This is a genomic window from Rickettsia fournieri (genome assembly GCF_900243065.1).
Classification (GTDB): Bacteria; Pseudomonadota; Alphaproteobacteria; order Rickettsiales; family Rickettsiaceae; genus Rickettsia; species Rickettsia rickettsii.
In genome coordinates this window covers 103571-116639 of record NZ_LT978484.1, presented here as the reverse complement: position 1 = coordinate 116639, position 13069 = coordinate 103571, and the positions used below count along the sequence as shown (strand labels likewise).

The window sequence follows — 13069 nt, the reverse complement described above, 5'->3', positions numbered from 1 at the left end:
TTTTAAATCTAAAGGATTATATAAGATAATAATACGTATCATAGGGATATGATATCCTAATTAGGAAAAAATCCTAAGGAGATTATGTGAGAACTATTATTAATATAGCTGATTCGCAAATTAAAATTCTAGATAAACTATCCAAGAAAAAAATATCAAGAGATAAAACTATTGGGCAAGCTTTAACTAGTTACATTGCTAGTAATGATCACAATAATAAGGCATTTGAAAACGCTTTTGGACTCTGGAAAGATAAAAATCTAGATAGTTTAGAATATCAGGCTAAATTACGTAATGAGTGGAACGAATGAAAGCTACTTTTGATACTAATATATTAATAGATTATCTACAATAATGTCATTCCGTTGATCGCACATGGGTGACAACTTAAGGATCGATGTCATTCACGCGAAGGCAGGAATCCAGGGTAAAGCGAGATAAATCGAGCTTTCCAAAAAAATCTTTTAGACCAAGATTTTTTTATAAATTTTACTTTTCAAATAAAGCTTTAAGGTACTGGATTCCCGCTTTTGCGGGAATGACATAAGAGTCATGCAACAAGGGCACGCAGGTATGATATGAAACGGGCCATGTAATAAGGCCGCTTTTATCTAAGAATTATATTTCTCAACTTATGAAAATCAAAACTTATCCTGTTTCTTTTTTATGGTCTGTTATAAAGCCGTATAAATATTGGTATTTTGTTATGATGCTTGGGCCTATTGCAAGCGGCTTTCATCCTATTATATATAATTATGCCGTAAAGCTTTTGCTTGATTTATTTACCCAAAATGAAAAGATTATATTTGCTCAAAGTTATAAACCGATAATATGGTTTGTAGCAGCACAAGCTATACTTGATGGTGCTTGGCGTGCTCATAGCTTTGCACAACTTAAAGCAATGCCTCATATCTTTCAAGGCATGATGAATAAAATATGTAATCACTGTTTTAATTTGCCGTATACTTATTTTCAAAATAACCTTTCCGGTTCTATCGTTGGAAGAGTACGGGGAATAGGTGATAATTATTATAAAATGCACCAAGCAATCGAGTATCAATTAAGCAAACCGTTATTAATTACCTTGCTTCCCAGTATTGCACTGGGTCTTACTAATATTAAAGTATTTGTTGTCATTAGTACCTTTATGGCTATTGACTTATCGCTTGCTTTACAGTTTTTTACTAAACTTGCTAAAATGGAACAAGATAAGCAAGATTCTTGGTAGCTGATTGTATTATAAACATCTTTACTATTTTTTCGTTTGCAGCAAAGCAGCGAGAATTAAATAAAGTAAATGATTATTACCATAATGTACATATTGCTTTTATTGTGTCCCTTACTTTTTTAGTTACTGAAAATTCGTGGCATGCCACTATGGAACTTAAAGACTTTTTAGAAGATATAGCCGCGTTTCGCTCCGCCTTTACAATAATGCAAATCCCACAAGATATAAAAAATGCTGCTGAATTAAAAATCTTCAAAGGGGAGATTATATTTAAGGATATATCGTTTGCTTATAAAGAAGGGAGTAGTGTATTCCAGTCTCTTAATTTGTATATTAAAGCCGGTGAGAAAGTGGGTATTGTCGGGCATGCAGGTAGCGGTAAATCCACTTTAATTGTATTATTATTGAAAAATTTTAAGCCGGAATTGGCAATATTATAATCGATAACCAAAGCCTTTACGATACTTCCTCTGACAGCCTGTGGGAGCAGATATTATTAATTCCTCAAGATATTATGCTTTTTCATCGCTCAGTAGGTAAGAATATCGGATATGCAAAAGAGAATGCTTTGCCTTGGGAAATAGAAAATGCCGCCAAAGCTGCAAATATCCATGAATTTATCGAAAGTTTACCGGAAAAATATAACACCATTGTCAGTGAGAGAGGAGTAAAGCTAAGTGGCGGACAGAGGCAACGTATAGCAATTGCCCGTGCTATTCTTAAAAACGCTCCGATTTTGGTTTTAGATGAAGCAACTTCAAGCTTTGATAGCCATACAGAGCAAGAAGTACAAAAATCTATTAATACCATGCTTGATATTGAGAATGTAACAATAATTGCTATAGCCCACAGATTATCTACTATCAAGCATATGGATAGAATTATTGTTATGGATAAAGGCAAGATCGTAGAAGACGGCACTTTTAAGGAACTCTGGGAGCATCAAGTTAACGGATTTGTTTAAACCGGCGTTATTAAGAATATGTAAGGTGTCTCTAGGCAACAAAAAGCTAACTATGAAGTTCATAACCTAATAAAAGGCATTTATTACATTTATAATCAAATATTTCATGAAATGTTGTTTTGAATTGCCAATCTTTTTTACAAGATGGACAATTTGAATAATTAGAACGTGCATAGGAGTTTCCTGATACCGGTGCTGCTATAGGATAAAAAACTTTCTTTTTTAAACATTTTTGTATTCGCTTACTCATTTTTCTTCCTTTTATAGAAATATCACTATCTAATTCTGCTAATTGTTTTTCCATTAAAGGTTCTAATGTTTATAGCTTGAAAGCCATAAGCTGTAAGCTGCCGCATAATCATTTTGCCAAGAAGTAATTGTTCCTCCGAGATATCGGTCTTCATTTATTATATATAAAGGTAGATATCTCCCCTCATCTGTACGTAATACAAGCTGCTCTTCATAAGCTTTTGACCATGAAATAGGATATAAATAGAGAAATTTTGCATTTTCAATATCAATAGGTGTTTCACTAACATAGTCTGCTGTTATTTTATAACTAATTATTACGCCAATTGCTCTAATTCATCTTTATCTTTCAATGCATGATAGCTTAAATGTGAAGCATGCAAAGCATCTTTATTAGGAATTACTGCATAAAAAACCAATTTATTTTTTGTAGGACTAAAAATTCTCCATTATTTAATATATTACCGTTTTGGTATAAAGAACCGATAAAACTACAAAGTAAATGCCAAGCTTTTCCGTAAGCATTTAATAAGAATTGCTTACTTTTATTAAACGATATAGTAACAAGATATATATTGGGACTGTTGCGAGATAATTTTTAATAGTAAAATGAGAGGAAAACAGATAAATAAATATTTAGCTCTGTCCAAATATTTTTAAAAAGAAATTCTGTTTAATATTGAGATAAAATTTATTCAATAGTATAGTAATTTAATAGAGATTTGTTTACAGAGTTAGGATTTTTATTAACAAATTTCTCTAAGCTATTAAAGTTGTTAAAACCACTAATCGTTTTAAATTAAAACATATGGCATTCATAAATTCAGAGAATTGATTTTTGGCAATTCCTATATATCTAACCCGTTTATTATCTTTTGAAAATACCCTCTCAAAAGGTGCTCTGATTTTCGTATAATATTTATCAAGGTCAAAATTCTTATCTTTCATATTATTTTTCTTTATTGAGCAAAGATGGAACCCCTTTTTAGCTGCTGCATTCTTGGCAGAGATTGTACAATAACCTTTATCAACATATGTAGCACCGGAGCTTGGCATAACATGCTTAAAACCTTTGCTATCAGTAACATTTGCAGGGGTAACTGCAACCTTATTGATCATTCCTGATTGAATATCGACACTCACATGTTTTTTATAACCATACCAAAATTTATTTGCTCCCTTACAGCCAATTTTAGCTTGTTTATCCTTTACAACCTTAGGCAGAGTCTCATTATTCAATTTATCATATTTTTGTGTTCTTAGTTTATCACGTTCCTCCCAAAGATTAGCTTTTGAGATTAAATGAGAAGCATCTACAAAGGTAAATACTTCACCCATATAGCCTTGTGCTCGTAGTTGATCTCGGAATTTTACAAATATTTTTGATAGTAAATTAGTGCCTATTTTTTTACGTATTTTACTAAATACACTATAATCAGGCGTCTTCTCTGTAAGAGCAAAATCACAAAACCATTTTGCCGCTGTGCTATCAGCTAAATAACGTTCCAATTCCCGATCCGATAAGTCTTCCATAAATTGCAGCAGCAAACATTTAAACAGCCTCACTATACCATAGCCTTTATAGTTAGCTTCGCATTCTACTGCTAATAACTCAGCTTCAACTGCTTTAAAATTGAATAAACTTTTGAATTTACGATATTGATGATCCACACTTATTAACTCATCTAAACTTACCATTATCATTTGATACTCAGACATATGAACATATTTTTTGTTTTTTTTAATTATACCTGCTATCCTCTCATCTCGCAACAGTCCCATAATACCAATCGAGATAAGATAATTATATTATCAGGTGAACATATTGCTTTTGATGATAATCCATACGCTTAATAAATACGTTCTTCTCGTGGAAGATTGGTTGCGTGGATACATGCACCGTCATTGCGAGGAGCAAAGCGATGCGGCAATCCAGAGCAATAATAAAAAAAGGCTATAAATTAGCATTTTTGGCAATGACGGGAACACTGATCCACTTAGCAACTTTCTAAGACCCAAGCAGTACCTGATTTTGTAGTGTAAATAATTCCGCAGCTCCGCCTTTAGCAAGTTTTAACATTGCTAAAAACTGCTCTTCGGAAAAAGGATTTTTCTCTGCCGTGCCTTGTACTTCGATTAAATTACCGTTACCTGCAAACACAAAATTACTATCCACGTCCGCATCACTATCTTCTAAATAATCCAAATCTAGTATCGCCTCACCTTTATATATACCGCAAGAAATAGCTGCAATTTGACTAATTAACGGGTTCACCTTTAAAACTCTCTTTTTCATCAAGGACCTAATAGCTAGGTGCAATGCTACGTAGCTCCCTGTTATTGCTGCAGTTCTAGTACCGCCGTCAGCATTAATAACATCACAATCTATGATAATTTGCCTCTCGCCGAGTTTCCTCACGTCAATTACACATCGCATCGCCCTACCTACTAAACGCTGTATCTCTTGCGTTCTTCCGCCTTGTTTCCCAAGTGCCGCTTCTCTTTTAATACGCTGTGATGTAGAACCGGGAAGCATACCGTACTCGGCAGTAATCCAGCCTTGATTTTGTCCCCTCAAGAATGGCGGTACGGTAGTTTCACAAGTAGCACTACACATGACATGTGTATTACCGATTTTAATAAGACATGAACCTTCCGCATTAATAAGCGGGGATAATTCTAATGAAATAGGACGTAATTGATTGCTTTTTCTTCCTGACTGTCTCATAATACAATTTGTACTCCATAAGTAAAAATAAATAGTAGACGAAGTTTAATTTGGAAAAGAGTAAGGCGTTTCATATTTTTTGACCGCAGCGTACATACTAATAAGTGAGGATAAAAAAATACGAAACAACGACACCAATTTTTCAAATTAAACGAGTATACCATTGAAAAAATTTTTATTAATATATATATATATATATATCTCAAAAAAGAACATAAATATAAAGTAAATAATATGATAGACGATAATATAGAAAATAATGAACAAACAATAAATGATATTGCTGAAGAGGTAGTGGAAACGGCAAATCCGGAGATAACAGCGTTAAAAGCCGAGATTGAAGAGCTAAAAGATAAGCTAATAAGAACTACTGCTGAAATAGACAATACAAGAAAGCGTTTAGAAAAAGCACGTGACGAAGCAAAAGATTATGCAATTGCTACATTTGCTAAAGAACTACTAAATGTTAGTGATAATCTTTCAAGAGCATTAGCACATAAACCGGCAAATTCTGATGTAGAAGTCACAAATATTATTGCAGGCATTCAGATGACTAAAGACGAGCTAGACAAAGTCTTTCATAAACATCATATTGAAGAAATAAAGCCGGAAATAGGATCAATGTTCGACTATAATTTACATAATGCAATTGCGCAGATAGAACATCCTGATCATGCACCGAATAGTATTATTACTTTAATGCAATCAGGATATAAAATTAGAGATAGACTACTTCGTCCTGCTACCGTACAAGTCGTTAAAAAACCTTAATACTCGATCAACTTCAAAAATTGGCGTCGTCGTTTTACAAGAGCTTCAATTCTCACGTATTAAGTATATGCTGTGATCTTCGCCTTGTGAACTCCTAGCTTCTTTTTGAAGTTGATCTTCGTATAGAAAATGAGGAAAATAATAATGAATAGAACCGTTATATTTTGGCTAGTTTTTTTAGGGCTTTTTATCAGCGGTTTTATGCTAATTTCAGACGCAGTAAAGCCATTTTTTATCACATTTATAATATCTTACTTACTACAACCTGCTATAGGTTTTATCGCATCAAAATTTAAAATATCAAATAAATTTGCATCAAGCATAATTTATCTGATATTTTTGAGCATATTTTTCTTAAGCTTAACTATTTTGGCGCCGATAATTTATGGACAAATTTTTACTTTTATAAATAATATTCCAAAATATAACAATTATTTACAGGCAGAAATATTACCGCCTATAATGGTAAAAATTTATTCGATAGAACCTGATATTGCCGATAAAATCAAGAATTCTTTAAGCAATTTTATAAATAGTATATTTACTATACTTGGCAGTATTGCTAATAATTTTTGGCGTTATACTATTATAACTATTAACATATTTGTTTTATTTTTACTTATACCTATAATATTATTCTATTTCCTACGTGATTGGGCTAAAATTATTGCAAACATGAAATCATTATTACCTATAAAAACCCGACCGAAAATCCTTGAAATATTATCGGCAATTAATAATCTGTTATCTGCTTACATAAGAGGACAGCTAAATATTTGCTTATTATTATCTACTTATTATAGTATTGCATTTACCGTAATAGGTATTGATCTCGCTCTTTTACTTGGCATTTTAACAGGATTTTTAGTTATTATTCCTTTCCTTGGTACTTTTATATCGTTTCTTTTAACTCTAATTATCGGCTATTTAACTTTTGGTGTAACTACCAAATTACTATATATAATGATAATTTATCTAGTTGGAAATATTTGCGAGTCCTATATTTTCACCCCTAAAATTATCGGTGATAAAATAGGGTTGCATCCTCTTTGGATTATATTCTCAATTTTTGCCTGCGGCAGTTTATTGGGAATTATTGGAATATTTTTTGCTATACCGATTGCAGGGATTACAAAAATTTTACTTTTGAATCTAATTAAATTTTATAAATCTAGCAAATTCTACCAAATAGACGACTAAAAAATTCTTATAACAGTGCAGCAATATATATTTCGTTTTATTACTTCTAATAAATATCATCCTGATGAATTTATTGTTTCTAGTTCTAACGATCAAGCTTATAATATTATAAAAAATTGGCAGTGCGGCTTTGGCGTTAACCCTTATAAATTTACTTTATTAATTAAAGGACCTTCTTCGTCAGGCAAAACTTATTTAACCAAAATATGGCAAAATTTAAGCAATGCCTATATTATTAAAGATATTTTTTTTAATGAAGAAATTTCAGAAAAATATAATGCTTTCATCATTGAAGATATTGAAAACTGGCAAGAGCCGACATTACTTCATATATTTAATATTATTAACGAAAAACAAAAATATCTTTTACTTACCGCATCTGATAAAAGCAGAAATTTTACTTTACCCGATTTATCTTCACGTATTAAATCAGTACTTAGTATTCTATTAAACTCACCTGACGATGAATTAATCAAAATTCTAATATTTAAGCATTTTGCTATTTCTTCGGTCACAATATCCGGACAAATAATAGATTTTCTTTTAGTAAATTTGCCTAGGGAATATTCTAAAATTATAGAAATATTAGACAATATTAACTATTTTGCTTTAATTGCCAAAAGAAAAATAACAACTTCATTAGTCAAAGAAGTTTTAAATAAGTATAATCATAAAACATTGTAACTTTTTCCTTGACTTGAAATCTTCTCAATATAACCTTGCTATAAATTAACTTTTTAGAAAAAATTGTGTTGGGATACGAAAAAAAACAAAAAAGTTTAAACAGAGAACAAAAACGGGCTATAGGCATAGGCTTAATATCTATAGGTACTTTTTGAGAATATTTTGATCTTATGCTATATGTTCATATGGCAGTACTAATTAATGAGCTTTTCTTTCCGCAATATGATACTCACGTTAATCGACTTCTTGCAGTTTTTTCTTTTTGTTCTACTTTTATTTTTAGACCCTTAGGAGCTTTATTATTTGGCTGATAATATAGGTCGGAAATCCACAGTCATTATTACCACTATTTTAATGTCATTTTCTTGCATAGTTATGGCTAATCTTCCTACTTATGCCCAAGTAGGTGCTAGTGCCGCCTGGATAGTAACAATATGCCGTATAGTGCAAGGTATGTCATCCATGGGAGCAAGAGTAGGAGCAGAATTATATTTAACGGAATCTGTTGGAGTTCCTAAACGCTTTCCTACCGTAGCATTTGTAGGGGTGTGTGCTAGCTTAGGATTAACTGTGGCCCTTGGCGTAGAAACCTTAGTTACATCCTATGGCTTTAATTAGCGTATCGCATTTTGGGTAGGTGCAGGAATTGCATTAATAGGTAGTGCTGCTAGGACTACTTTGCTAGAAACACCGGATTTTGTTGATGCTAAGCATAGAATACAAGAAACGATAAAAGATAGTAATATAATTGATGTAGCAACGATAAAATGTAGCAACGATAAAAAATAATCCTGTATGGCAGGGAAAAGTTAATAAGAAGAATGCAATCTATTATTTTTTAATACAACTAGCACAACCAGTATGGTTTTATTTTGCTTATATTCATTGTAGTAATATACTTAAAGATTCGTTACACTATACCACTGAAGCAGTAATACATCAAAATTTCATTATTTCTATAGTAGAATTTTTTGTAGCACTAGCACTTACGTGTTTATGCTATAAATTTCATCCACTAAAAATTTTAAAAACGCAATTAGTAATATTTTTAACTTTTCTTCTATCTAGTCCATTAATATTAGATAATATAACGCAAGGTTAGCAAATTCTCTTAATTCCACTAATTGTAGTTACTTTTTCTCCAAGTAAACCTCCAGCAATTCCAATATTTTATAAAAGTTTTCCGGTTTTAAAACGATTTACCTATGCTAGCTTTATATATACTTATTCAAGAGCCGCTATGTATGTATGTAATTAGTTCTTTTGGACTTGTTTATTTAACAGAACGTTTTAATAATTTAGGATTGGTGATGATAGTAATTCCTATTATTATAGGGTATAGCCTCGGTATATCACCTTTTAAAAAGCTAGAAGTTGAAGCAGGAAATTATTATTGAATATAAAAGGTGCAATGCGGCTTGCACCTTTTATATAAATTAAATTAGTTATATACTTTATCTTCTTCAGCTAATTCGGTTTTAATTCTTTCAAGCAGAGCAAAAATCTTACAATATTCTTCAAGCTGTGCGTTTATCTTTTGCAGCTCATCTAAAGTACTACTAAAATCTTCTTGTATTAAATAGGTTTCTACAGTTTTATTCTGCTCTAATGTTTTAAGCATAATATCTTGTAACAATTTATTATAGTGATTTTCTAACTTAGGTGTATTTGACATAATGATTAATAAATAACTTTGTATTTTAATTAATATATGAATTTTTTAATAATACAATCACTTTTAGTTAGTTTATGTTATTATTTATCTCTCTTTGCTCTATTAACACTAATTCATGATAAAGATTTACCTTAAATTTGCATTTTAAGTAATTTAATTATAGATAACTATTAACAAATTTTAATAATTATCTATAATGCACCCTAAAACAGATTAAAGGCATACAAATGGAGCGAATAGAATGGCACGACCTATAGAAGAAGAAAATAAATATGCACAATCACTAGAAAAAGATTTAGATATTGTAAAGGCATCATCCAATAATATAGACACAGTACCTAAAAAGCAGCCTATAATATTTAGAAGTATGGATGATATAGAAGTTATATAAAGGCGTAACTTGGAGCGTATAATTTCTCAAGAAACAGTAAAAAGTAAAGATGATTTATAATACATAATGAGCAGCAACAAACGCAAGACAAAAGTAATAAAGGTACTAAATCATTATTTATAGCATCGGTTATAACAAATGGAATAAATAATATAGTGAACGTGGCGGGGATATCAGCAGCTATAGTCGGTAATAATGTAGCACAAATAATTTCATCAATAAATATAGGATTACAATCATTAAAAGGTGCTAAAGATTCGGTCAATCCCAGGATAGGATAAAGTTAATTAAGGAGCTAAACCATAATATTAATCAAGAAACACAAAAAGCAGATATAGGTAATTATAAAAATATACAAGCATTAGCAGAGATAGGATATAAACAAACTATTTAAACTGCAGCATTAAACGCATTACTACAAGATAAGAATTACTTTAGATTTACCGATCAAGAAAAACAACAGCGATTTAATCAGCTTAGTGAAGCAATAACATCACAAAATATAATAGTAGGTATACTAAAAGATATAGATAGGGCACATAGTCCTTTTTATAAACAACCGGAACAAATAACTACTCATAAAAGCGTGTTAACAAAAACAGTTGAAAATACAAATACTAACGATCATAAGGAATACAAAACGATACAGTAAAAAAAGAAATTAGAACTAAGCGGCACAGAAAATATAGTAAATAGAATTGGGAAACAATTAATTAATAATACTATTTCTAATAAAAATACAGGTACGCCAAATAATTATATAAAAAGAATTGAAAAAAAAGATTTAGGGTTAATAAGGTAAAATAGGAAATCATCAATAGACTTCTTGTATAACCTATCTTATAAAGAGGAAACACTCACCGCACACTGCAACATACAAAAAGTAGGTAAGGATATGAGTATAAGATTGACGTACAAATATTTTTCTCTCAATTAGTTTATTATCATACTATTAACATCATTAATGAATAGTAAAAATAAGCTAACAATGAGTTGCATTTTATTTCTTTATTTATCGTATAAGGCGAAATTTCCTATTGACTTTTATACAGTATAGTTCTTTATTAATTTTAACTAATCTGTAAAAAAGTATGTGAAGTTACGCAAAAGAGCAAAAAAGTTTAGCCCGTAATCAAAAAGAAGCAATAGGGAGTCAATCATTTTTTTTGTGTAAGTTCATTTTTTATTTTCCAATAAATCATATTTAAAATTCCCACAAAGTATTTCAAATTGATTTAAAGCTAATGACCAATCTTTTATAGGCATAGTCCATTTTTTAGCCGCATTTTGCAAGGCTAAAAATATTATCTTTTGAATTGATTTATCATCTGGAAATACACCTTTATTTTTAATAATTTTCCTAATTTGACGATTTATAGACTCTATGGTATTCGTGGTATAAATCACCTTTCTAATCTCCTCAGGAAAGGCAAAAAATGGTATTATTCCTGACCAACTACGCTGCCAAATATCAGAAATTACTGGATATTTTTTATCCCATTTTACACTAAATTGTTGCAGTTTTAAACGAGCCATTTCTTCGTTATTTGCCGTGTAAATTTGTTTTAAATCTGATGTTACCTCTTTTAAATCCTTATGTGACACGTACTTTACTGAATTGCGTACCATATGCACTATACATAGTTGTACTATAGTAGCAGGAAATATGCTACTGATAGCCTCAGAAAAACCTTTTAAACCATCAACGCAAGCAACATAAATTTGTTCTACACCTCGATTCTTTAATTCAGTTATACTTGCATCCAAAATTTAGAGCCTTCATTTTTTCCTATCCAAATGCCCAATAACTCCTTCTTGCCTTCTATATTAACCGCAATTGCCAAATATACAGCTTTATTTATTACTATATGATTATCTCTAGATTTAACATATATGCAATCCAAATACAATATTGGGTATATCCTATCTAAATAGCGATTTTGCCACCTAGTTACCTCCTCTAGTACTCCATCTGTTATGGTTGATATTAAATCACTAGATACTTCAGTTTGATATATTTCTTCTAAGTGACCACGAATCTCACTGACTGTCATACCTCTACCATAAAGTGAAATTACCTTCTCATCAAATCCATTAAATCTCCTCAGCCCTTTTGGTATTAATTGTGGATTATACTCACCTTCCCGGTCTCTTGGTACTTCTAATGTCAACTTACGACTATCATCATCAATTACTGTCTTTTCATAGCTACCATTACGACGATTATTGTCTACTTTTTCTACTTTACTATGCTTTGAGTAGCCCAATTCATGATCTAACTCACTTGCTAATATTTTCTCAACTATTTGTTTCTTTAGCTGTTGAAATAAACCATCTCGACCAAATAACTCTGATGGGTCTGCTTTTGATAATAATTCTTCTACTAGCTGATTACTTATGTTTAATTTTTCTTTATCTTTACCTATTTCTTTAGCCATAATTTCCCTTTGTTTTAGTTACTTCTTTTTACAGTAATCTCTTACTGCTTTTTTTGCAACTTACACAAATTTTATTATAGACTCTCAACTAGTTTCAGAATTTTCTATTTTTGCTTTTAGCTCTTCTATTTCTTCTATAGTTAGCCCTGTTGAATCTGCTATTATATTGACATCTATATCTTTAAGTAACAAGTTCTTTGCTATTTCTATGCTTATTTCAGCTTTCCCTTTTTCACACTGTTCGTCTAAAGCTATTTCCTCGGCATCTTCCATTAATTTCGCTCTTATATAGGCATCATATTCTTCGGCGGTGAGGTTATGCATTGCTATTATATTGTATGCATCTAATACTTTCTCGCTCTTTATATTTGCAGGTGGGCTGTTTTATGTTTCTGCACACTTAAATAAATGTAGCCACTCATCTATAGTAGTTTCAATCTTATCTTTATCAAAATTTTTAAGCTCTATAAATACATAGGAAAAATCAAATAAATATTGCTTATTTGTTTTAGTTTCAAGCATTTTATGAAGACTTATACAAGGTACTTCATCATCAAACATTTTAGTCTTAATAAGTGAAATAACTATTACCGGTAATAAATCTTTATGCTTTATTCCTTGTGTAAGTTGCTGTACGTAAGAATGAGCAGAATAATATTGCACTCTTTTTAAGTAATCGCTTTCATTTCTTTTTTGCATCTCGATTATATACCAGCTACTGGCTTCATCTTTAACCTTTAA

The 13069-nt window shown here is 30.9% G+C and carries 16 protein-coding genes and 1 pseudogene; 10 read left to right on the top strand and 7 right to left on the bottom strand.

Annotated elements, in window-relative coordinates:
• Positions 1–86 precede the first annotated feature (86 nt).
• The 4 genes from C4Q30_RS03505 (at position 87) to C4Q30_RS10205 (ending at position 2192) form a co-directional block, all read left to right on the top strand.
• Positions 87–311, top strand: a complete 225-nt coding sequence (locus C4Q30_RS03505; RefSeq protein ID WP_103897223.1) for a hypothetical protein — start codon at positions 87–89, stop codon at positions 309–311.
• Between the two features lie 323 nt (positions 312–634).
• Positions 635–1228, top strand: coding sequence for a hypothetical protein (locus tag C4Q30_RS03500; RefSeq protein WP_245207465.1), 594 nt, complete (start codon positions 635–637; stop codon positions 1226–1228).
• A gap of 350 nt (positions 1229–1578) precedes the next feature.
• Entirely contained in the window at positions 1579–1668 is a 90-nt protein-coding gene (locus C4Q30_RS10685) for a hypothetical protein (RefSeq protein ID WP_158306280.1), read from the top strand.
• A gap of 38 nt (positions 1669–1706) precedes the next feature.
• Positions 1707–2192 (top strand): ATP-binding cassette domain-containing protein, encoded by a 486-nt coding sequence (locus C4Q30_RS10205; protein ID WP_280641696.1) that lies wholly within the window; start codon positions 1707–1709, stop codon positions 2190–2192.
• A 46-nt stretch (positions 2193–2238) separates the two neighbouring features.
• Here C4Q30_RS10205 and C4Q30_RS09595 read toward each other — a convergent pair whose 3' ends face one another.
• The 3 genes from C4Q30_RS09595 to rph form a co-directional block, all read right to left on the bottom strand.
• Complete coding sequence (locus C4Q30_RS09595) at positions 2239–2496, bottom strand: DUF2310 family Zn-ribbon-containing protein (RefSeq protein WP_045805356.1); 258 nt, start codon at positions 2494–2496, stop codon at positions 2239–2241.
• A gap of 704 nt (positions 2497–3200) precedes the next feature.
• The gene (locus C4Q30_RS03475; RefSeq protein ID WP_209445172.1) at positions 3201–4223 is read right to left on the bottom strand and encodes a transposase; all 1023 of its coding nucleotides are present in this window, start codon (positions 4221–4223) and stop codon (positions 3201–3203) included.
• Positions 4224–4449: 226 nt separating this feature from the next.
• Complete coding sequence (gene rph, locus C4Q30_RS03470) at positions 4450–5169, bottom strand: ribonuclease PH (RefSeq protein WP_103897220.1); 720 nt, start codon at positions 5167–5169, stop codon at positions 4450–4452.
• A gap of 234 nt (positions 5170–5403) precedes the next feature.
• Here rph and grpE point away from each other — a divergent pair, with 234 nt between their 5' ends.
• From grpE to C4Q30_RS10455, 5 genes are all read left to right on the top strand, one after another.
• Positions 5404–5940 carry a nucleotide exchange factor GrpE gene (gene grpE, locus C4Q30_RS03465; protein ID WP_103897219.1) on the top strand — a complete coding sequence of 179 codons (537 nt, stop codon included), beginning with the start codon at positions 5404–5406 and terminating at the stop codon, positions 5938–5940.
• A gap of 144 nt (positions 5941–6084) precedes the next feature.
• Positions 6085–7140 carry an AI-2E family transporter gene (locus tag C4Q30_RS03460; RefSeq protein ID WP_103897218.1) on the top strand — a complete coding sequence of 352 codons (1056 nt, stop codon included), beginning with the start codon at positions 6085–6087 and terminating at the stop codon, positions 7138–7140.
• 15 nt (positions 7141–7155) lie between these two features.
• On the top strand, positions 7156–7824 hold the full coding sequence (locus C4Q30_RS03455; protein WP_103897217.1) for an HdaA/DnaA family protein: 669 nt from the start codon (positions 7156–7158) through the stop codon (positions 7822–7824).
• 303 nt (positions 7825–8127) lie between these two features.
• Positions 8128–8442, top strand: a complete 315-nt coding sequence (locus C4Q30_RS10460) for an MFS transporter (protein ID WP_014014615.1) — start codon at positions 8128–8130, stop codon at positions 8440–8442.
• A gap of 587 nt (positions 8443–9029) precedes the next feature.
• Positions 9030–9221 (top strand): proline/betaine transporter, encoded by a 192-nt coding sequence (locus tag C4Q30_RS10455; protein ID WP_342447535.1) that lies wholly within the window; start codon positions 9030–9032, stop codon positions 9219–9221.
• 44 nt (positions 9222–9265) lie between these two features.
• Here the strand turns inward: C4Q30_RS10455 and C4Q30_RS03430 are convergent, their stop codons facing one another.
• Positions 9266–9499, bottom strand: coding sequence for a hypothetical protein (locus tag C4Q30_RS03430; RefSeq protein WP_014120933.1), 234 nt, complete (start codon positions 9497–9499; stop codon positions 9266–9268).
• 241 nt (positions 9500–9740) lie between these two features.
• Here C4Q30_RS03430 and C4Q30_RS08765 point away from each other — a divergent pair, with 241 nt between their 5' ends.
• Entirely contained in the window at positions 9741–9890 is a 150-nt protein-coding gene (locus tag C4Q30_RS08765) for a hypothetical protein (protein WP_198913030.1), read from the top strand.
• 1176 nt (positions 9891–11066) lie between these two features.
• Here C4Q30_RS08765 and C4Q30_RS03415 read toward each other — a convergent pair.
• From C4Q30_RS03415 to C4Q30_RS09580, 3 genes and pseudogenes are all read right to left on the bottom strand, one after another.
• Positions 11067–12328 (bottom strand): annotated as a pseudogene (locus C4Q30_RS03415) (IS256 family transposase).
• Between the two features lie 84 nt (positions 12329–12412).
• Positions 12413–12652, bottom strand: coding sequence for a hypothetical protein (locus tag C4Q30_RS09585; protein ID WP_245207464.1), 240 nt, complete (start codon positions 12650–12652; stop codon positions 12413–12415).
• Positions 12653–12712: 60 nt separating this feature from the next.
• Positions 12713–13033 carry an Rpn family recombination-promoting nuclease/putative transposase gene (locus C4Q30_RS09580; protein WP_245207562.1) on the bottom strand — a complete coding sequence of 107 codons (321 nt, stop codon included), beginning with the start codon at positions 13031–13033 and terminating at the stop codon, positions 12713–12715.
• Positions 13034–13069 lie beyond the last annotated feature (36 nt).

Excerpts from the sequence above, each read along its gene's own strand:
- C4Q30_RS03500 (WP_245207465.1), top strand. The coding sequence starts at position 635 with ATGAAAATCAAAACTTATCCTGTTTCTTTTTTATGGTCTGTTATAAAG.
- C4Q30_RS09595 (WP_045805356.1), bottom strand. The coding sequence starts at position 2,496 with ATGGAAAAACAATTAGCAGAATTAGATAGTGATATTTCTATAAAAGGA.
- C4Q30_RS03475 (WP_209445172.1), bottom strand. The coding sequence starts at position 4,223 with ATGGGACTGTTGCGAGATGAGAGGATAGCAGGTATAATTAAAAAAAAC.
- rph (WP_103897220.1), bottom strand. The coding sequence starts at position 5,169 with ATGAGACAGTCAGGAAGAAAAAGCAATCAATTACGTCCTATTTCATTA.
- grpE (WP_103897219.1), top strand. The coding sequence starts at position 5,404 with ATGATAGACGATAATATAGAAAATAATGAACAAACAATAAATGATATT.
- C4Q30_RS03460 (WP_103897218.1), top strand. The coding sequence starts at position 6,085 with ATGAATAGAACCGTTATATTTTGGCTAGTTTTTTTAGGGCTTTTTATC.
- C4Q30_RS10455 (WP_342447535.1), top strand. The coding sequence starts at position 9,030 with ATGCTAGCTTTATATATACTTATTCAAGAGCCGCTATGTATGTATGTA.
- C4Q30_RS03430 (WP_014120933.1), bottom strand. The coding sequence starts at position 9,499 with ATGTCAAATACACCTAAGTTAGAAAATCACTATAATAAATTGTTACAA.
- C4Q30_RS08765 (WP_198913030.1), top strand. The coding sequence starts at position 9,741 with ATGGCACGACCTATAGAAGAAGAAAATAAATATGCACAATCACTAGAA.
- C4Q30_RS09585 (WP_245207464.1), bottom strand. The coding sequence starts at position 12,652 with ATGCATAACCTCACCGCCGAAGAATATGATGCCTATATAAGAGCGAAA.